Annotated in this window: 15 protein-coding genes; 6 read left to right on the plus strand and 9 right to left on the minus strand. The window is 39.6% G+C overall.

From position 1 onward, the window contains the following. Positions 1-15: 15 nt before the first annotated feature. The 5 genes from I6J03_RS22320 to I6J03_RS22340 all read right to left on the minus strand — a co-directional run bounded on the left by I6J03_RS22320 (position 16) and on the right by I6J03_RS22340 (position 9,852). The gene (locus tag I6J03_RS22320) at positions 16-1,848 is read right to left on the minus strand and encodes a RagB/SusD family nutrient uptake outer membrane protein (RefSeq protein WP_003006769.1); all 1,833 of its coding nucleotides are present in this window, start codon (positions 1,846-1,848) and stop codon (positions 16-18) included. 27 nt (positions 1,849-1,875) lie between these two features. Further along, positions 1,876-5,334: a SusC/RagA family TonB-linked outer membrane protein gene (locus tag I6J03_RS22325; protein ID WP_003006771.1), complete on the minus strand. Its 3,459-nt coding sequence runs from the start codon at positions 5,332-5,334 to the stop codon at positions 1,876-1,878. A 142-nt stretch (positions 5,335-5,476) separates the two neighbouring features. After that, on the minus strand, positions 5,477-6,640 hold the full coding sequence (locus I6J03_RS22330; protein WP_003006774.1) for a FecR family protein: 1,164 nt from the start codon (positions 6,638-6,640) through the stop codon (positions 5,477-5,479). Between the two features lie 61 nt (positions 6,641-6,701). Continuing rightward, complete coding sequence (locus I6J03_RS22335) at positions 6,702-7,229, minus strand: RNA polymerase sigma-70 factor (protein WP_003006777.1); 528 nt, start codon at positions 7,227-7,229, stop codon at positions 6,702-6,704. 238 nt (positions 7,230-7,467) lie between these two features. Next, positions 7,468-9,852 carry a TonB-dependent siderophore receptor gene (locus tag I6J03_RS22340; RefSeq protein ID WP_003006780.1) on the minus strand — a complete coding sequence of 795 codons (2,385 nt, stop codon included), beginning with the start codon at positions 9,850-9,852 and terminating at the stop codon, positions 7,468-7,470. Between the two features lie 939 nt (positions 9,853-10,791). Here I6J03_RS22340 and I6J03_RS22345 point away from each other — a divergent pair. Further along, positions 10,792-11,661 (plus strand): DMT family transporter, encoded by an 870-nt coding sequence (locus tag I6J03_RS22345; RefSeq protein ID WP_003006783.1) that lies wholly within the window; start codon positions 10,792-10,794, stop codon positions 11,659-11,661. Positions 11,662-11,786: 125 nt separating this feature from the next. Here the strand turns inward: I6J03_RS22345 and I6J03_RS22350 are convergent, their stop codons facing one another. Then, on the minus strand, positions 11,787-14,429 hold the full coding sequence (locus tag I6J03_RS22350; protein ID WP_003006786.1) for a TonB-dependent receptor: 2,643 nt from the start codon (positions 14,427-14,429) through the stop codon (positions 11,787-11,789). Further along, positions 14,429-15,274: a GLPGLI family protein gene (locus I6J03_RS22355; RefSeq protein WP_201694033.1), complete on the minus strand. Its 846-nt coding sequence runs from the start codon at positions 15,272-15,274 to the stop codon at positions 14,429-14,431. Before I6J03_RS22355 ends, I6J03_RS22350 begins: the two co-directional genes overlap by 1 nt. Before the next feature lie 177 nt (positions 15,275-15,451). Here I6J03_RS22355 and I6J03_RS22360 point away from each other — a divergent pair, with 177 nt between their 5' ends. The 3 genes from I6J03_RS22360 to I6J03_RS22370 all read left to right on the plus strand — a co-directional run bounded on the left by I6J03_RS22360 (position 15,452) and on the right by I6J03_RS22370 (position 18,652). Then, positions 15,452-16,897, plus strand: a complete 1,446-nt coding sequence (locus I6J03_RS22360) for a sensor histidine kinase (protein WP_003006792.1) — start codon at positions 15,452-15,454, stop codon at positions 16,895-16,897. Between the two features lies 1 nt (position 16,898). Beyond that, positions 16,899-17,591, plus strand: a complete 693-nt coding sequence (locus tag I6J03_RS22365) for a response regulator transcription factor (RefSeq protein WP_003006795.1) — start codon at positions 16,899-16,901, stop codon at positions 17,589-17,591. A 146-nt stretch (positions 17,592-17,737) separates the two neighbouring features. After that, positions 17,738-18,652, plus strand: a complete 915-nt coding sequence (locus I6J03_RS22370) for a hypothetical protein (protein ID WP_003006798.1) — start codon at positions 17,738-17,740, stop codon at positions 18,650-18,652. A 27-nt stretch (positions 18,653-18,679) separates the two neighbouring features. Here the strand turns inward: I6J03_RS22370 and I6J03_RS22375 are convergent, their stop codons facing one another. Next, positions 18,680-19,501 (minus strand): hypothetical protein, encoded by an 822-nt coding sequence (locus I6J03_RS22375; RefSeq protein WP_003006800.1) that lies wholly within the window; start codon positions 19,499-19,501, stop codon positions 18,680-18,682. 219 nt (positions 19,502-19,720) lie between these two features. Here I6J03_RS22375 and I6J03_RS22380 point away from each other — a divergent pair, with 219 nt between their 5' ends. Continuing rightward, positions 19,721-20,290, plus strand: coding sequence for a hypothetical protein (locus I6J03_RS22380; protein WP_003006803.1), 570 nt, complete (start codon positions 19,721-19,723; stop codon positions 20,288-20,290). Between the two features lie 102 nt (positions 20,291-20,392). Then, a complete protein-coding gene (locus I6J03_RS22385) occupies positions 20,393-20,902 on the plus strand; it encodes a hypothetical protein (protein WP_003006807.1) in 510 nt (169 codons plus the stop codon). 21 nt (positions 20,903-20,923) lie between these two features. On the opposite strand, the gene metA is transcribed toward I6J03_RS22385, so the two are convergent. Then, a complete protein-coding gene (metA, locus tag I6J03_RS22390; protein ID WP_003006812.1) occupies positions 20,924-21,868 on the minus strand; it encodes a homoserine O-acetyltransferase MetA in 945 nt (314 codons plus the stop codon). Positions 21,869-21,912 lie beyond the last annotated feature (44 nt).

Raw genomic sequence — 21,912 nt, forward strand, 5'->3', positions numbered from 1 at the left:
TACAATCTATATTTTTTAATAACCCGGATTCTGTACTAGCAGTCTGCTTTTTTGTATTTCGGTCAACGGAATCGGATAAAGATACATTGCTTTAGAAAACAGTCTGGTTTCGATCGGAACACGTTTATAGAAGCCACTTAATGTAGGGGCTTCCATATTCATCCCGAACACCTGCCCTCCTTGCTTGTATCCCTCAGTCTCAGCCAGCATCCAGCGACGCACATCAAAGTAACGCTGTCCTTCAGTAGCAAGCTCTACCCTGCGCTCTCTACGGATAGCTTCTCTAAGTTTCTCCTGTTGGCCAGAAATGCCGGGATTGATATCTTTTAGCAAAGGGATACCGGCACGGGAACGCACACGATCAATGTATTCTATGATATCCGGATGAGAAGGATCTACCTCATTCAGGATTTCAGCATACAATAAGTACAAGTCTGCCAGTCTGTAGATAATACCCGGTCTGTATTCACTTTTCGGATTACTTCCCTGATCATAGACTTTCTTACTCAGCCTTTTATACAGAATTGTTCCGGCTTTAGGGTAGATCTTTGTCAGTGAATTATCGGAGTTACCGCCTTTCTGAAAAGTAATGACCTCATTACCGACATGCCAGTTACGGGTATTATAGAATACCGTCTGATAAAAACGGGGTTCTCTGTTGACATACATATTATATGTACCGATTTTGGTACGGCCGGAAGGGTCATCACCTGCTTTGGAAAATCCCTCCTCAACATATTTTGGTGATTCTTCAATACTTTTGCCGTCAATCATAAAGAAATCATCCACCAACTCCTGCAAAACAGAGAGATACCCCGTAGTGGTGCCACCTCCGCGGGCACCTCTTGGCACCGAAAAACCATCCACTCCTGCACGTGGTACAGATCCCCAGGATACATCCGAACGCACAAATATGGTCTCTTTGTTATACGTCATAAATAACTCATACAGACTTCTGTCCGGATTGTATTTGCCGGCATCATATACTTTATAGAGTTCATACACACCTGAGTTGGCATAATCAATAAATTCTTTAGCTGCAGCGAGTGCTCTGTTCCATTTTTCTTTAGAATATGCCGGAAAGAGTTTCTTGCCATCTTTATTACTGAGATTTAATGCTTCCTGATATCCGCCATTGTATAGCGGACTTGCAGCATAGGCCAGTACAACAGTCCGCAGTGCGCGTGCAGTTCCTTTTGTAGGTACAGCAAGATTTTGCTGGTCTGTCAGATTGGGATCTTTAAGATCTGTAATACATTCTATCAATTCTTTGTCGATAAAGTCCACGACCTCGTCTACCGAATTCCGTGCATAGTCAATATCTTTCTGAGACGGATCTGCGATTGTATTCATAACCGGTACAGGTCCGTAAAGTTCGAAAAGCAGAAAATGGTAATAAGCTCTCAGGAAACGGGCTTGTGCCTTTAGTTCGTTTACTTCTTGTTGTGCCAGAAAATCTGCATCCCCTTTATTCGGAATTTCTTTTACATTTTCCAGAAAAACATTTGCCTGTCTGATCTGCTGATAAAGCGACCAGCGTCCTAGGGTAGTCGAACCGGCATTATACAAAAATGTATTATCGTCTGTTCCGTCGGAGGTCTTGTCGATTTCGTCAGACATCTGTGGCCAGGGCAAATTCAGTCCTGTGAGTCCGCGGGCATAATCAGCCGTATTGGGTATACCCGTGTAGATATTTCTATGAAATTTGCGCACATTGGCAGGATTGGAAAAAATCTTTTCCATATCCATCTCTTCGGCCAATTCGTCCGAAACATTAAGGTACTTCTCGCAAGACGAGAAAACCAATATCAGACTGATGCAGATAAATAGTTTTAATAATGTTTTCATATCGTCAATAATGAATGTAGTAATTAATTAAAGTGTGATTTCCAGTCCGAATGTCCATGTACGAGGCAACGGATATTTGGTACCTGCTGCACTGTTACCCAGTTCCGGATCATACATTTTCACTTTATCCCATACATAAAGGTTTTGTCCCATAATATACAATCGGGTATTTCTGAACTTCAGGCGTTCAATAAGAGATTTGGGTAATGTATAACCGATCTCTACATTTTTCAATCTCAAAAATGAAGCGTCACGTACCCACCATGTTGTAGCAGTATTGGTATTTCCCAGGTTCTCAACACGAACACGGGGAAAGAAAACATTATCCGAAGGATTTTGTTCGGTCCAGCGGCTTTCCAGTATTTCCTGTCTGACATTACTTTCCGTCAGTCCCCACTGAAAAGGCAGAAAAGCATTTCCCTGATTATTAAGATTGGTCGACACATTATTAGCGCCCTGGAAAAATACACTGGCATAGATGCCTTTGTACTGCAGATTGAGTCCGAATCCATAGATAATCTCCGGCACTATAGGATTGGCAACATCCTGCGAACGGTCAAATTCGTTTACAATTCCGTCGCCATTCAGATCCTTAAACTTCAGATCGCCCGGCAAGGGACTAGGCATCGTGGTGGCTGTAGGGATTCCATCTTTCAGGGTATATTGTTTTTTACCGTCAGTACCCAGGGTTACATTAAAATCATTTTCTCTGTAAAGGCCATCTGAAATCCACATACCGTTCAGTGCATTGATACGTGTCCCTGTTGTATTCATCCACGGATGTAACTGCGGGATTTCATCCATTTCTATTATTTTGTTGCGGGCAAATGTAAAATTACCCAATGCTCCTATTTTGAACTCTCCGAAGGTATGGTTGATATTCATTCCACCTTCTATCCCTTTATTGGTCACTACACCAAAATTCTGGAAAGGAGCCTGTCTGAATCCGGCTACACCGGATATCGTACGGCGCTGCATCAAGATATTACTTCTTCTGTTGTCAAAATAATCAACCTGTAAGGTAATAGAGTTATTGAAAAAGCCCAGATCTATACCATAATTTCTTTTAATCTCAATTTCCCATGAAAGCGAAGGTGAAGCAAATCGCCCTTCCACTATACCATTTATTTTATTCAGTGTACCTGTACTTCCTATACCCCAGCTGTAGCCGTTGTCTGCAGCATCTGAAAATGTAGGGCGATACAGGAATCGTGCACCTCCGGTATCGTCGTTTCCGGTTTTTCCTACGGATGCTCTCACTTTCAGGTTATTGATCACTTTCTTAAGCTCATTTCCGAAAAAAGGTTCATTGGAAATATTGTATGCAATACCTACAGCCGGGAAAAAGCCATAACGATATCCTTCTGCAAATTTTTCTGATCCGGTGATACCGAAGTTAGCTTCTATAGCATATCGGTTATCAAAAGTATAGACACCTCTACCTATATAAGCCTGTTTACGTACAGCTAAGGCATCCGAATTGGACTGTTGCTCTTTCTGGTATGTCAATAGCATCCCGTTTACCTGATGCTTATTCCCAAACAAACGGTCATAATTGATGGCGGCTTCCATATAGATTTTTTTCAGCCCTGAGCTGGTTTCCTGCGGTTCTCCAATAGTAGTTTCATTACTGATCTGTTTGAAAATCAACTTTCCGGTATCATCCCTTCCAGTTGCATAGAATGTCTTTGGTGCTTTGTATCGCGACATATTAAAGAATCCTTCTGAATCGTAACTAATTGTACCTCTTACTTTCAGGCCTTCTGTCAGGAAGTCCAGCTTTTGGTTCAGGTCTATTCGGGACTGGATAAACGAACGCCATTCTTTCCGGTATCCGTATTCCATCAGCTGGTTGTAAGGATTGACTTTATTGGCATCCTGTGCAGGATGGCCGGCAAGTGTTCCGTCCGAATATTTTGCAGGAAAGAGATACGGCGGGATTCTGGAAAAACGTTCAAAAATATTTGTTGCCGAATTGTAAGGATAGTTCCCCTGTAAATACTGACCACTGAGATCTACCCTTAGAGAAGTGGTTTTCGTCACATCCAGATCTATATTTGAACGAAGATTGTATCTCTTGATACCAGCATTGTTGTTATAATCATTGGATACTTTGTACAGTCCGCTTTCACCGAAATAAGCACCTGACACAAAGAATTTCATACGGTCTCCTCCCCCTCTGAAGCTCAGTGTATGTCTCGTGTTGTTGGTATTTTCTTTCATGAGTAGATCCCACCATTGGCTATTGGGATACAGATCAGGGTCTTCTCCGGATCTGTACTTAGCAATCAGCTCATCCGAAAACATAGCTGATTTACCTTCATTCATAAGACCTTCATTGTAGATACTCAGATAGTCTGCTGAACTCGCAAACTTAGGGATACGTGTAGGTCTGAGAGTAGTGTATTCTCCGCGGTAAGCAATAGTTGTTTTCTGTGCAATACCTCTTTTGGAAGTAATTAACACGACACCATTTGCACCTTCGGCACCATAAACGGCTGTTGCTGCTGCATCTTTAAGTAAGGTGAACGTTTCGATTTCATCCGGTTCTATATCATTCATAGTACGCGGTATACCGTCCACCAGTATAAGCGGGCTCGTCCCTCCGGAGAAAGAGCTGGTACCCCGTATCCAGAACTCGGAGTTGTCATAGCCCGGTTCGCCGGATCGCTGTACAGCAATCAGCCCTGGTAATTTTCCGGCCAGACTGTTACTCAGACTACGGTTGGATCCTTTCAGCTCTTCTCCTTTTACTGTTGCTACAGAACTGACCAGACTTTGTTTCTTTTGCGTTCCAAATCCGATAACCACGACTTCATCCAGTTGTGCATCATCTTTTTCAAGAAAAATATCAAACGCCGTCTGCTTATTGATCTGTATCTCCTGACGCTTATATCCGATCATACTGATAGTCAATACTGCATCCGCAGGAACCATCAGAATAAACCGGCCATTGACATCTGTGGAAGTGGCAATGGTGGCTTTGTTTTTGACCTGTATAGATACTCCCTGAATGATACCTGTAGAATCCCTTACAATTCCGCTGATCGGAATCGTTTCCTGTGGTCGGGGTTTATCGCTCTTTTTTATCGCGATATTATTCTTCACGATTTTATAAGTAAATCCATTGTCCTTTGCCAGTATGGATAGTAACTGATCCAGCGGCATTCCAATGGCATTTACATTAATTCTGCCTATTTCTTCTACTTCTTTGCGGTCATAGAAGAATACATAATTTGAGCTTTTCTCGATTTTGTCAAAAACTACTTTTAACGAGACCTTACGTTCGTGTAAAGTAAATTTTTGGGCAAATACGGTGGCTTTACTCTGTCCTATTGCTATACATGCAAATAGTACGAATAGTTTGAGTTTCATGATTACTATACGATATTGGTAGATGTAATGTCCTGTTCGCTCCATCGCGGGCACGAGATAAGAGCAGTCTTTTCTATGCCCTAATGCTTTGGGCAATTGATTAATTTTCATTAGTTTTGGTTAGGTTAAGTGAATACATAGCACACCCATTTAGATGTATTTGGTACATGGATCTATCGGGCATTGTTTTTACTTGAATAAGAGGGTTGTTAGTAGCAACCCTTTTTTGGTTTTAAAATTTCTATCTCATACTTTAATTTATAATTAGGTTTTTGACTGTATTTCTGTTTTCTATCTCACATTTGATTCCGGTAAAGTTGAGTTGTCCTACCAGTTCATTTAGCGTCATATTTCTTTTCATTTTTCCGGCCCAGCTTCTGTTTTCATTTGGATTCGTAAAAATCACTTTCACATTGTACCAGCGTTCAATCTGTTTCATACCATCGACCAGACTATTAGATTCCGTGAAATCAAAATATCCGTTTTTCCAGGCGATATAAGGAGATGGATCGACTTTCATTTTCCTGAATTGCTCTCCGGCTATTGTTTGTTCTCCCGGCTTCATATACAGTTTCTGGTTATTTTTACGATTCGTTATTTCTACGGATCCCTCTACCAAAGTTGTTCTGCTGTTTTTGTCATTTGCAAAATCTGTCAGATTAAATGAAGTACCCAGCACTTTTACTTCCTGCCGTCTGCTTTTTATAATAAATGGCCTGTCCTTATCTTTAGCTACCTCAAAATATGCTTCGCCATCCATTTCCACCATTCTTCTGTCCTTCTCAAATCCTAACGGAAATTTTAATCTGGAAGCAGCGTTCATCCAGACTCTGGTCCCATCCGATAGCGTTAGTTTATAAGTAGCTCCTGCAGGCACGACAAGTGTCTGATATAACCCGGCGGCTTCTTTATTTTTATCGGTATTTCTGAAGGAGATCATACCCTTATCGATGTTGATATTTGCATCCAGTTGTTGTTTTACTTCTTTCTGCGCACTTTCAGGTGTTTCCAGGTCTATTGTACCGCCATTTGCAAGTACCAGATAAGCTTTATCTGTCGCCGGATACACGACCGTATCTGCGAACGCCCTCTTTGCGGACAGGGGTTGTTTGTCAACTTTTGGAGAGCGAAGGAATAATATTCCTGTGACCATAGCAAAAACGACCGCAGCAGCAGCCGCAGTCCAAATCCAGCGTTTAGTACCTTTCTTTTGTTGCAGGGGTTCGTTACCAACAAATTTCTGCTGTAATTTTGTCCATGATTCCTGCTTCATATCAGAAAGACGATCCTCAGGAATAGGCAGATCATGCTGACTTATCTGTTCCAGGTAAGAATTAAGCAACTGTTGCTCTTCATCAGTTGCTTCTCCATTGAGACATTTACGTATAAGCTCTTCGATTTGCTTTGGGTTCATCATTCTTTATTTGTTATAAAGAGTGAAAAAGCTAAAGGAGGTAGTAGACAAAAAATATATTTTTTTAAAGTTTTTTCTTCAAAACTTTTAACACATTGTTAATCTGCTTTTTAACAGTGTTTTCTGAGATAGCTAATTTCGCTGCAATTTCCTTCTGACTCAGCTCTTCTTCGCGGCTTAACAGAAAAACCTCTTTCATCTTTGCAGGAAAAGTTTGAATATGTCCCTGTATATGTTGGTTTGTTTCGGAAGCATATATATGTTCCAGGACGCTATGCTGTATCCGATTTTGAAGGTGAATCGCAATATCTTCAGCAAGACGTCTGATCTCCTTTTGCTTTTTGAGTAAAGCCAGGGCATTATTTCTACAGACCATAAAGAGGTAATTATCCAGACTTTCGATAGTTTCCCAACGATCTCTTATCTTCCATATTGCCATAAAAGAATCCTGCACGATATCCTGCGCTTCTGCTTCCTCGCCAACTATATTGTAACAGAAATGTAACAACTTCTGCCACTGTCGGTCATGCAGCTTACGCATTACAAATGCCTCTTCTTTTTGACGAAAATCTGTTAATTGACTATCTGCCATATCATTTCACAACTTAAATTCTCTCTGGTCGATGGTCTTAAAATTGGTGTTTACTGTTCTACGAACCAATTTAGATAATAAATTTCAATATCAGTGGCCTTAGTTAATAAATTTAATGGATTACTACCTGATTTAGCTGTATATCAAAGTCTTTTTACATCGATCCAAATAGCGACGGAGCCTTACCAGTCTGGCAAAGCTCCGTCAATTAGTGTGGATCAGCGTATTAAATAAGTTGTTAGAATTTGCAGCTCATAGTCAGTCTGTAATTTCGGGGAGCATCTGCCTGCCAGGAATATACCGGAGTAGTAAAGTAATTCGTATAATAAGCTCCTCCGGCCAGAAGATATTTGTCCAGCAGATTATTGACATTGAGGCGGACTGAAAATGCTTTGTGTCTGTAGCCCAGTCCTCCGTCAAAACGCAGGTAATCCTCCAGATTATATTCCGGATTATCATTCGAATAAAATCCTGTAGCTCGATCGCTGTTGCTGGACATACCTGCATTAAAACTCAATCCTTTTAATTTTCCACTTATCAATTCATAATCCAGCCACACATTTGCAATATGCTTATCTGCACCGTCAAGTCGCTGTCCTACGAAGAACTGATTTCCAACGCCTTCATTAAGTTTCGTAATCTCTCCGTCTGTGTAGGCATAATTGGCAATAACATTCAGTCCTTTGAGAATCTCTCCTTTAATATCCAGTTCGATTCCTTTAACTTTTTTCTGCCCGATTTCCATGCTCATCTCCGGACGCGGCCCGTAAGAAGTGATTTCATGGTTTTTCACGATCTGATAGACGGCAAGGGTAGTATTCCATTTTCCACCAAACCAATCTCTTTTTATACCCAATTCCATATTATTACCGGTTATTGGTTTTACTTCAGAGCCGTCAAACAGTATTCCGTTCTGCGGCAGAAAAGCCTGATCGTATAGTCCGTATACAGAGGTAAGTTTATCAATGGAATAGGATAATCCCAGTCTGGGCGTTACTTTGGTACTTTTCACAGGTTTACCACCCCAGTTTGCAACGGACATGGTAGTCAGGCGGCCTGCTAATGTAAGACGCAAAGCATCTTCAAAGAAACCAAGTTCGTCCTGTATATACACAGAGGAGTATTTCGTAGCCATAGCACCACCTCCAGTTGCCGAACGCTGACTTACAGGAAGACTTCTGTCGAAGGGTTTAAAACCAAAATCAGGCGTATAATCCGGATTTTGAGGATCAAACTCTCCTCCGTTTAGAGAATCCAGTACCTGAGACTGATTCCAGTCTGCATCATATTTTTTATCTCCCACGTCAAGACCAGCCAGTATGCGGTGCCGTACGCCACCCGTACGAACCTGTCCGTTCAGAAAAATCTGTCCCATAGCCATTTCGCTCTGAGCATCCCATATGTCTGATTTACGAATCACTTTGCCGTCTGCTGCGATATCTTTCGGCCAGCTGCTCGCTCCTATCTGATTGTAATTAAAATAGGCGCCCTGTCCTGTCAGTTTCCAGTCTTTGGATAGCTGATGTTCTATAGTCAGAAAGGCACTATGCTCGTCTACATTAAACGGCTCCAGTCCGGGCATTGAAAAGGTAAAATCACGTGGCAGAGATTTATAACCAAATGGTGACATCACATAGGCAGATCCCACATCGGTCATTTTAGCTTTTTGATAGGTATATTCAAATGTCAATTTCGTATCCTCATTCAGTTCATAAGATAATACTGGTGCGATTACAAATCGTTTGTTGTTTTCATTGGGTCTGAATGAAGATTTTCTATCCGCTGCGACATTCATTCGCATCAGCAACTTTCCATCTTTACTCAATCTGCCATTCAGATCAAGAGTGGAACGTAAGGCTTCAAAACTTCCTGCGGAGAAAGTTACTTCTCCCTTATTTTCGGCTGTCGGTTTTTTAGTAACGACATTATATATACCTGCCGGGTCACCACTGGACATCATAAAGCCTGCGGGACCTTTCACAAATTCAATACGCTCTACTGTAGACATATCTTCCGATAAAGGACTCCAGAATGAGCTTACTACATTCATTCCATTGCGAAATGCCTGTATCTGTGATCCGCGCATATGGATATTGACATACATATCATTCCAGTGACTCTGTCTGCTCACACCACTGACATTGCGTATCGCGCCGTCTGCGAGATTAAAAATCTGTTGTTTGGAAAGGACAGAAGAACTGATGACTTGCACACTTTGTGGTAGTTCCAGAAGTGGAGTCTGCACCCGAAGACTGGAAGAAGGCTGCTCCTCTACAAGTCCTTTCAGGCCTTCTACGAGCACTTCATCAAGCTGCCGCTTGGTATCTGCCATTATAAAATCAACGACTTTGGTCTCTCCTTCCGATACTTTCGCTTCGATGGTCCTGGAAGTCAGACCAATATGTCTGGCTGTAATCTTGTAATTGCCGGGCTTCAGGTTATTGAATTCATAAACTCCCAGTTCCGAAACTTTGGATGCTTTTCCTCCGTTCAGCAGGACTACAACATTTTCGGCAATATGTCCGTCACTTGTTTTGACGATACCAGTGATGCGGGAAGTCTGTGCATAACTGAAGCTCATTAAAGAGCATAGTGCTAAAAAGATAGCAATTTTTGTTTTCATTAGTGATATTAAGTTAAGTATGATGCTGATAAAGATATTTTATTATCATTATTTAGACCAAATATAAATAAAGAATCACTATTCACAAATATTTTTGCAAATACAGTAAAAACAAGCTGCACTGGCTAAAAACAGCATTTCTAAGCTGATTTGCAATACTTCTGAGCACTGTATTCACCACTATTTTTGTGCACATTATTGTATATTCTCCCTACTATTTGTGAATTATTTTGAAAAAAAATAAAAATAAATTTGCACTTAGTGTTATAAATACACTATATTTGTATCATCATAATTTAGGTTTATAATTGGTTATAAAGGTTTTCACTCTCCCCGTTTGAAAACCTTTTTTTATTTCCCTGATTTTGATTCTGAAGCTCTGTTAATCACCCCACCAGTAGAGATAAATAATTTGTATTTTTCATGTAATTCATTAGTTTTGAGAAAACAATTTATGCTTCCTATTGATCATGAATTCATACTCTTATATATAACTTACCTGTTTGTATTTTTAATCGGGCTTTATTTTATTCTGGTCAAAAAGAGTAAAAACAAAAAGTTTATTAGCATAATATTATCGATCAATTTGTTTCTCAACATTATTTTGTTTGGCAATTCATCAGATTTTTATCACGGTGGGTCACTATTTGTTCTTTTTTATTCTTACATAATTTTAATATTTACAGTTTTGGCTATTTTAATAGTCAAACTTATCCGAAGCTAAATAATTTGTATTTTCACTGTAATTTATTAGTTTTGAGAAAAGCATGCATATGAACAGAAAGAGTAGTCTTCCTCCTCCTACCCCTTAATATTTAACGGACATATAGATTATACAGATTGCGGATCAGCTGATTGGCATAACTGGTTATAATCTGATTTTAGTTATTTATTAATTTTTATACCCTTGTTCTCTTCGAACAGGAAGACAATTCTTTTATGAAAAAATCATATCTGGTATTACATATTGCTGTAATACTTGCAGGTTTTACCGGTATATTCGGAAAACTTATCACTGTCAATGAAGGCCTTCTGGTCTGGTACAGAGTCTTATTCTCTGCTATTATCCTATGGATAATCTTAAAACTATTCCATGTTTCCAGACACATTACAACAAAAGAAAAATTTGATATTGCCAAAATCGGCATGTTCATTACGCTGCACTGGGTATTTTTCTATGCCAGTATCAAATATTCCAATATCTCCGTGGGTGTAGTCTGCTATTGTTTAACCAGTTTTTTCACCGCTGTCTTTGACCCGCTCATTAACCGCCGTAAATTCAATGTGAATGAGCTACTCCTAAGTGTGCTGACATTAGCAGGTATAGCCTTAATTTTTCATTTTGATTCGTCCTATCAGTTAGGCATAGGCCTGGGAATTATTTCATCCGCCTTTGCAGCTCTGTATACGTTATTCAATGAGCGTATTGTGAAAAACTATGACAGCAGGCTTATCAATTACTACCAAATGATAGGTGGAACTATAGGATTAGGAATATTGATGCCGTTTTATCTGTATGCATTTCCTGTACAAACCGTCCTTCCGGATCTGAGAGATATCGGATATCTGGTACTACTGGCGTCCTTCTGTACTGTAGGGCTTTATATTCTATTTGCGGAATCCCTCAAAAAGATTCCGGCATTTACGGTAAATCTGAGTTTTAATCTCGAACCTGTTTATGCGATCATACTGGCTTTTCTGTTTTTTAATGAGAGTAAGCAATTAAACCTGTTCTTTTACATAGGTTTACTACTGGTAATGATCTCTGTGGTCTTACAAACTATCGTATCTTTAAAAAAATCCAGCTAACATGATCACTGACGGATCGTAGGCACCTGAAATCAGGAAAATTACGATCCGTCAGTTTCAATCTTCGCTTCCAAAACTGATATTATTTTTGCTACAACCTATTATACTACATTTCTCTTTTCAGATCAGAACAGATAACTCATTCTGAATAAAGAAAGGCTCCCGTTGAGCGGATATCTTGAAATACTTTCCTGCACAGCACTGATTGCATAAGACTCATACATTTTTATATTGGTCAGATTTCGCATCTCCAGCTCAAATTCCATTTTCCATTTCGGAACCTTATATCTGATATTCATATCCAGAAAAGTATTCTGAATACTTTTCAGATTGGTCTGTTCCAATTTCCGGTGCGCTACACTTCCTTTGACAAAGAAATTAAAGAAAGGCACATACATCATACTCAGATTGTTGACCCATAATTGGTTTTTTGAGTCAAAAGCTGAGGTTGTAGCCAGTTCCTGGTCGACGGTATTTCCGGACATAGTCCATATGCTTTTGTAACTTAAGGTTACTCCCTGAATACCTTTAAATTCGACAGTTGGCTCAACAATCAGCTCAGCATTCTTATAAGGCAGCAACTGCTCATTCAATAGCTGATTGTAATGCGTAATGTTATAAGCAGATTTCAGTGAAGCAGAGGTCTTGAGGCCTGCAAAGTACTTACTCACACCAAAGCTGGAATTCAGCGTATTCATCTTATTTTTAAGTGGAATAAAGACCGACTGTATCCCTGATGCTGTCAGATTCCGGGAAACAATATTGTTGGCATTCATTTGCGAATAAGAAAGTGAAGCATTCATATAAAGCAGCTCCAAAGGACGCTGAAAGCTGTAATCCAACATCATATTCTGCTGTTTGCGTACATCAAAACGTGCATCATTGGCGATCAGGTCTCTGAAATTGACCAAAATTTTCCCTTTGTAAATGTTATCTATTGCACCTGTTACATTTCTGAGCGCATAGGACAGATTGATGTAATCCTTGTTATATACATATTGTTTAAAAGAAGCTACTGGATTAAAGAAAACACGGTTCTCCACATCACGAAAATCAAAATTCTCATCTGCCAGATTCCATCGTCCATACTGTACCGGTAGTCTCACCTGTAATTCAGATTTTTTGAATTTTGCATCCCAGGTACCTGAAATTTCAACAACATTCTCTTTCCATCTGAAAGCATTATCCACAAATCCATAGACAGGTCTGACCTGATGATCCAAATCTGCCAGTCGCAGATCAGATTCCAGACGTATGTCTCTATATTGATAATTTGCCTTATACTCCTGATTCATGATACGTCCGGGCAAAGTGTAGCTTGCTCCCGCATTGAAGGAAAGCTCAGGCGTTTTTACCTGCTGCCTTACCTCTTTATAAGGATTATCTGCATTCAGAATATCCTTCATAATACCAGGTGAAATGCTAAGATTTTCCTTATGGCGGCCTGCATTTATATTACTGTACACGGTCAGTATATTTTTATTCCGGAGCTTAGGGATATATTCCAGACTATTACTGAACCGGTAGGACTGATCACGATCCTGCTGCAAAAAATCATTGTTGTTGTTCGTTATAAAGGAGTTATCCTTTAAACTTCCTGCCTTGAAGGCGAATTGATTTTTGAAAAAATAATTATCTGTATTCGACTCCAGCCCCAGGCTTATATTTCCGTACATAGCTCTGGACTTCGTCTCTATACGATCATCGTAACTGATCAGCTGATCATCAATTCTGTAATTCTGGAGATTACTGCTCTGTCTGTTTACCCGGTCTCCCCACAGATTGACATTATTCTTCAGTTGCCAGTTTTTGTTCAGATTGTACAAGTTATTCAGATTGATAGCCAACGAGTGGTTTTTGTTATATCTGTTAAGCGGTATATCGGGACTGCCTGCGGAAGTAGCGGAGGTCAGGTCAAAGGAATGTGTTGCTGTGACTTCCTTTGACATATCATCTCCGACAGTATTTCCCTGCAGGTTATTCAATGTTTTAAATTTTTTATTGAATGTCATTGCATTATTATCGGTCTCTACTCCATAAGGTAATCCGGCTCCTGCCCTCGCCTGGCCTGACCATTTGAGTTTGACATCTTCTTTTACTTTCAGGTTGATAGCAACCTGATCCGATTTAGACAGCCCCTGTTTGACTTTCCGATGTTCATGTCCCTGTATGACTTCCAGATCTTCAATCATTTCAGGTTTTATGGTACGTGTTCCTATTCCATAGCCTTCATTTAAAAGATCATCTCCGTCAATATACATATTGGATACTTTCGTTCCATTATACTTGATCACGCCGGCATCATCCACCTCCATACCGGGCATTCTGCGGATAGCATCGCCTATATTCCGGTCTTCTGCAGAAGTAAAAGACCCCATTTTATAACTCGTGGTATCTCCGTTCTGCCGGATCCGCGGTTTGCTCTTCACCTGTACTTCGTCCAGTGAGATTGGCTTATCTTCCAGTTTGACTGCATATGCTACAGAACGTGATGACAATGCGATCTGCTGTGTAACGTAGGCAATATGTTTGAATTCCAGGAGCAAACTATCACGGTTCAGTTCTTTTGCAATCTCTATTTTAAAATTCCCTTTACTATCTGCCCGCAGTGACTTGATGACTTTGTGATTAACATCTATCAGCGAGACAGTAACATAAGGAATCATGGCATCTGTACTGTTGCGTATATTTCCCTCCGCATATTGTTGAGAATGGACCTTCTGGTGCATTACCAGAAGGCTTAGGATCATCAGAATAATGCCTCTCATTATTTATGGATTTCAACAGGGTTATTGAGTTCGAAAGATTTTTCTTTAGCTTGTTTCTTTTTATGCTGCTGGATCAGCATTTCGGCTTCTTCTTTGGATATCTCCTTACCATCTTCCCCCTTGAATGTCACATTGCTTCCTGCAGGTACTGATGCGAGGACAGATGCCAGCATATCTGCTTCCATTGCTTTTTTTGCTTTGGCAATCTTCTCAGGAGAAGTTTCATCCAATCCCAATAATTCAGTAAAGTCAAACTTCTCGGACATCTTGTTGAAGCCTGAATAGGCAAATATGATATCACTATTCAGATCTCTGGCTTCCAGAATAAGCCCCGGAAGACCATCCAGTTTCCATGGTCCGTAGGCATAGGGTAGTTCCGGAGTGTACCATGCTTCATAGGTTCGTCCGCCGAATGTACCAATAGCTTTGATGCATTGATAGCCACCTATCTCTTTTTCTTCATCTTTTATATCCCAATCAATTGTTTTCTTATCCGCCTGAACTCTAAAAAGATTACCCACAAATTCCATTTTAAAATATTGCTGCAATGCTTTGTTATACAAATAGCTGTCTACAGCATCTGATGGAGTATTGTCATACGAAAATGTCATCTGATTTGGAGCAAAAGCCTCCGGTTTCATTTTCGAATAGTAGGAATAATTAGGAGATACATAGACATACATATCTTGTTTGACAGGGCTGTCTTTTCGTGTGGAATCTGCAATATGTGTCACTGCATATCTCACATATGCATCCATATATTCCTGTGCTGAGGCCTTCGTTGTGAATGCTATAAAAAAAAGAAAACTCAGGCAGATACTTTGGGTAATTAAATTCGTTTTCATATAAAATATATTAATTTTGTGCTCACAAAAATGGGTCTTCAACTGCTGATATACTGATTATTATTTGTTAATTAGCGTTAACGGATAGCCAGTTTGTTAACAAGTGTTAACGACTGTGAAGTAGTGTTAAAAAGGAAGGAAAAATTCTGATTTCACGTCAGTGGAAAACAAAAATCGATGGAAAAAAGAAAATTTAAAGTCATTATTTATCTGCTCGCCATAAGTACCGTAGCTATGCTGATACTTCAGAGTTACTGGTTGTACAGTGACTTTAAATTGAACAGAGAAAAAAATCAGGCTAACATCCGACGTGTAGTACTGGAGAGTCTGGATCAGTACAGTTTAATCAGCATGAGTAAACTGTATAAAATAGAGAAAAAAGACAGTATTGCCGCCCGGCAGCTTGCTAAAACCATCCAGAGTCTGACACAGATCTATTCGGACGATTCCATCCAAACCAAAAAAGGAAAAAATACAGTAACTTTTAATATCAATACGACTATTGATACGTTAGAAAAATCTTCTTCAGATACGCTTCAGGCATCTTCCAAAGTTTCGGTACATAAACCCGAAATCATGTATAAAGAACGACTGGTCGTTACCGAAAAGGCGATCAGTGAGGTTATAAAAAAACATTTTCAGGCCAATCAGATAACAAATCCATATCAACTCTCTCTGAAGTCCGTTCAGCAGCCCAGGATCTGGTATACAAAAGACACCCTTCTGTTTCAGAAATATAACTTTATTGCTGTACAGGGTAAAGCCATCGACCTGAATGTGATCGCTACCGTGCATGTAGAAGATGATATGCTAGGCCCGTTGAAAAGCATCTTCTGGACACTTTTAATCTCCCTGCTTATTGTCCTGTTTATTATGTATGGTCTTATCTATCTTATCAAGCAGTTGAGGGAGGAAAAAAGGATGTCGGAGATCAAGAATGATTTTATTTCTAATATGACGCATGAGTTCAAAACTCCAATCTCTACCGTATCGCTGGCGATTCAGTCTATACGCTATTTTGGAATAAAGGATGATCCGGAGAAACTGGATGAATATCTCGGCATCTGTCTTAACGAGCTGCACCGCACCTCATCGATGATAGAACGTGTACTGAAACTCTCTCACGAAAAGCCGTTTGTTATAAAATTAGAAGAGTTTTCCCTGAGCGAATTGCTGACAACATTCCATAATCAAAGCAAACCTCTGCTGACTGAGTTCAACGGAATTCTGGACATTCAGAATGACAGCACAGTCGATCTGATAACGGCGGATAAAGTACATTTTGGCAACCTGCTCTTTAATTTGCTCGATAACAGTATTAAATACAGAAAAGCAGAAGAGAATCCACATATTTCGATACGGTTCTACAATGATGATAAAAATCTTTATATGGTCTTCCGGGACAACGGAATAGGTATATCAAAGGTATATCTCCATAAAATATTTGAAAACTTTTTCAGGGTTCCTACCGGTAATGTCCACAATGCGCAGGGCTTCGGTCTGGGACTAAGTTATGTGCAAAAAATAATCCATTTACACAACGGATCCATCAAAGTACACAGTGAAGTGTCAAAAGGCACGACTTTCAACATCGAGATCCCTCTACCCCCTAACAATAAGTAATATGCAACACATCCATATCCTTTTAGCTGAAGATGAAGTCTTAATGGGAAAGATTATTAAGGAAGCCCTGGAAAGCAGAGGGTTTACAGTTACATGGGTAACTGACGGACTCAAGGCTTTTTCTTCTTTTCGTGCACAGCGTCCTGATATCTGTATTTTCGATGTCATGATGCCTGTACAGGATGGATTCACGTTAGCAAAGGAAATACGAAAAATAGATAATGATATACCGATTCTGTTTCTTACAGCCAAATCTTCTACAGCGGATATTGTAGAAGGTTTTGAGCTTGGGGCAAATGATTATCTCAAAAAGCCTTTCAGTATGGAAGAACTTATCGTCCGTATCAAATCTCAGGTGAAAAGATCCGTTCCGGCAAAGGAGCCTTCTGCTAATACGGAAATGTCCATCGGTAAGTATAATTTTAATTTTGAAGGTTTGTCTCTCCATTATGGTCCGCTTAAGCAGGATCTCACCTTCAAAGAGGCTATGTTGCTGAAAATGCTGATTGAAAATAAAAACGGTGTGCTGGACAGAGGGGTGGCGCTAAAATATATATGGGGTGATGACAGCTATCTGCTGTCGCGAAGTATGGATGTATACATCACTAAATTAAGAAGAATGCTGAGCAAAGATCCGGATATCAAGATTGTCAATATCAGAGGAATAGGATTTAAACTGATTATCAATGAATAGCATTGCTTTCCTGAAATCAGGTAATTTTATACGTTAGAGTGTAGCTATGGTATTAACAGTTGTTTTTAAAGCACTGACTTTGTATATTGTGGTTTAAAATAATACTCAGCCGGTTCTTAAGTTGTTACAGTTTGAAGATCACATCTATGAAAAGAATATTTTTTGCATTGCTTTACACCTTGGTTGCCTGTCAGGGGAATTCCAATTCTTCTGCTCCTCCCGAAAAATCACAACCCGAGATCTTATCCAGGCAAGCCATGTTTGATGTCAATCAGCTCACCTTTAATGAAAATGCAGTAAAGCTGATTGCTCCGGTACTAGACTCTGTCAATGAGAATACAGGAGCGGCCAAACAGAAAGCGGAGTATGAATGGAAGGTCAATATGACAGAGGGTAATCTGGTATATGAGAGTGTTCCCGGTAAAAGATATTATTATAAAAGTTTAAAAACGGATAGTCTGGCCCACTATGACGGACTTGTATTCGATCAGGTCGAACTGGAAACAGATGAAAACGATAAATTGATCTCTTTTGTAGGATACAGTGAGATCGAAACAAAAAAAGAACTGGATTCCCTGATCTTTCATCTGTACGATAAACTGGGATCATATGAAGAGTTGAATTATTATAAGTATGATGCATCTCCTCCCCAAAAAGTCAATTACCTATCCTACAATGAGGTAAAGAAATACAGCAAACATTATGTTGATACGATAAAGACGATTCGCTCCGATATCTACGATTATGATACTCAAAATACGAGCTTCGATCTATGGAAGTTTGATGACAGAATTATTCAGCTGAAGATTGAGCCGTCTTCAGAAGCCGGCTTTGACACAGAAAAAGGAGCTTATCACAGGGATTATTTCAGTATTCAGTTTCTGGTGCTGAAACGTTCTGAATATGATCAGATCGAAGCGCAGCAGCTGGCACGCTTAAAAGAGGAAAAAAAATATGTGTGGGTTCTTAAGCCCTACATTATATCAACGATTTCATACAGAGAAGGAGACGGACGGTATTTAACTATAATGTCGGACTTACTGGAGAATATTCAAAAATAGTAAGCCTCTAAATCTGCTGCGTTGTATTTAGACGGACCGCTTCTTTTGAATATTAAAGAGAATCAAAATAACTATGGTCAGAAGAGCCGCCGCAGCAAGCAGAATAAATGTAAGCCGGGTGTCTCTTCCATTGTCTGCAAAGAAATAAACAGCGGTACCGCTCAGGATCAGGGGGACAACCAACAATAACTTCAGCATATATAACTGATTTTGTGATTTGTATGCTTCTTCCATAGCAGGTTGCAGGACAAGGTGTTCAAAATGCTGTTCAATAAATGTCCTGATTTTAGCCAGATCACCTTTATCAAGTTCACGGGGTAATATAAGCTCATCATTAATATTGATCCGCATGTAATTGTCTCCGAAGACAATACCTCTTACCTGCTGTGTATTAAAAGATTTGTAAAATGAAAAAGGATTAAGTGAATATGCTTTATAGTCATTATCTTTTGTGGATAAACATTTGAGTTGCTGCCTGTCTATATAAAAAATTTCTGCTGAAGATTCAGCACCCGGAAAGAAATAAGCAGATCCCGATAGCAGAACCACTGGTGTTACTAATGTTGTCAAAAGATAGGCAGGAAAATCTATATCTAGAAAATGAGACAGCAGAATCATAACTGCTAACAGGAGTATTACGGCCACATAGCTATTTATGTGCATATTCGTTTTACTTTTCAGCAGCCATACGACAGCCACTGTTGCGAAACCTAAAAGCGCAGATTTAAAATTCAGAACCAACGCTAATATCAGTAAAAGACTCAGCAATCCTGCAAACAACAGTTTTACTCCCTTTGCTTTTTTGACCAGTTGCGGTTTTTCTATTCTTAATACTACTTTTGATGACATAACTGTAGAATACCTGAAATATACAGCCTAAAATTAAGGATAATATACCAACCGCTTACATAGGAATACAGATCCGGAGATAATGGGCAAATATACGTCTAAAACCCTGCGACATTCGTATACCAATTATTAGCTTAATACGTACTTTTTATTGTTTTCAAATCATATTATTAAGATATTGTATCCAAAACAAACTTGTTTTCCAATCCACCACGTATTATGGGAAAGATTTTCGAACTTATAGCAGATTCTGCACTCGAAATATTAGACAGCTGCTATGACGAATGCCATGTATGTAATAGAACAGATATAGATCTGTATGCCTATCAGGGTAAACTGCATCTGGAAAACGGAAAAGTGGATGACGATATCTATGCGGCCTGCGCATCCTGTATAGCACAGTGTAATCTTACGCATTCCTGTGATTTTGCATATTTAGAAATTATAGACCGCTACCTTGGTCTAAAAAATCTGGACGAAGAAGCATATGTACAAAACAAGAATATGCTTGCAGAGAAATACCAGAAGACACCCGATATTCCGATATTCATGCAGTATGATGACAGACCACTATGCTGCAATGATATAGCGGAATTCACAGGATACCCAAAAGATGCGGAAGAATGCTATGATCTGACAGAAAAAGCAATATACTGGGAAAAACAAGTCACAGTGAAGAGCGAATTCTATAATTTCAGGAAATACGGATCTCCGGAAGGTAAAAGAGATATTGCTTTTTTTTGTTGTAAGCATTGTCAGACCCGCTATTTCACATTTCAATTTACTTAGATTACAGATCGAATATTAATCCACTGTCTTCAAATATGTATCAGGATATAGTCCTGCGCGAATATATCCGTAAATTGAAGTATCGTTATAATACATGCATATATGGCTAAGCAAGCAATTCTGTTATTCAGTATTTTCATCTGTTTAAGATCGGTACGGGCTCAAGATCTCAGGGCTGAAACATTGGAAAACCAGCAATGGAGCTGGGTGAGTACACTATCGGCTGCAGGTACAGGCGCCGGGACAACCTGGACATTTCTGCCGGACAATCGCTTTGAAGCTAAAGACTGGTATTCGGGAGGTGCCTACTGGACAAATGTATTTACCGGCAAGTATCATTATGATCCGGAGACGGCAACGGTATATCTGACTTATAAAAAAACGGCTAAGCAAAAAATCAAGCTGCCCAAATCATGCATAAGACTTGTACCGGACTTGCAGGACACAGCGACTTTCTGGCCTGTATTTTATGACAAATGGAAAAAAGTAAAAGGCGTATACAGACCTGCAGGAGAACCGCTCCATAGTAAAAGCACATCCTCTTCCGATAAATCAGCCTTCTACCCTGCTTTTCAATACCATTTTGAAATTAAAGTACTAAACGCGAAGTGAAAGCATGGCTAAGGTCACGAACTAACTGTTGACTTTAATATCGCCCAGATGTTCTACATCTTTAAGATCATATGGGGTCTCCTGATACACAAAATAGTTAAGCCAGTTATTGAATAAGAGGTTTGCGTGACTTGTCCAGCGTACCAAAGGCGGGTTAGCCGGATTGTTATCCGTATAATAGTTAAGAGGTACCTCTATCGGTAATCCTTTTTCCACATCTCTCACATATTCTTCATGCAGTGTTAGTGGAGCATATTCAGAGTGGCCGGTCAGATAAAATTCACGTCCTCCTCTTGACGAAGCGATGGCAATCCCTGCGCCTGTTGATTCTGACAAGATAGATACCTCTTCTTTACCTTCCAGATCAGCTTTCAGGATCGTGGTATGTCTGCTGTGCGGAATAAAGAATTCATCATCAAATCCTCTGAATAAAGGATGCGTCTTTTCGGTGGCTGTATGTTTGAAAACACCAAATAGTTTTTCATCCAGCGGTACTTTCTCTACACCATAGAAATGATATAAAGCCGCCTGAGAAGCCCAACAGATGTACAAGGAGGAAGTGACATGCTTTCTTGCCCAGTCAAAGATCATCGTGACTTCTTCCCAGTAATTGACATCTTCAAATTTCATCATTTCTACAGGAGCACCGGTAATGATCATGCCATCGTAAAAGTTCTCCTTTATCTCACCGAAACCTTTATAAAACAATTCCAGATGTTCTTCCGGTGTATTTTTGGAAGTATGAGAGTCCAGTCTTAGAAATTCGACTTCCACCTGCAGCGGATTATTGGAAAGCAGCCTTACAAAATCTGTCTCTGTAGAGATCTTCAGTGGCATCAGATTCAGAATAAGTACACGCATAGGACGAATATCCTGCGTATTGGCCCGAAGGTCACTCATTACAAATATGTTTTCCTTTTTCAGAAGCTCTATAGCTGGCAAATTATTGGGTATTTTAACAGGCATGTTCTCTTTTCCTTATAATGCTTTATTCAACACAAAAATATAAA

The sequence above is a fragment of the Sphingobacterium spiritivorum genome (assembly GCF_016724845.1).
In the GTDB taxonomy this organism is placed as follows: domain Bacteria; phylum Bacteroidota; class Bacteroidia; order Sphingobacteriales; family Sphingobacteriaceae; genus Sphingobacterium; species Sphingobacterium spiritivorum_A.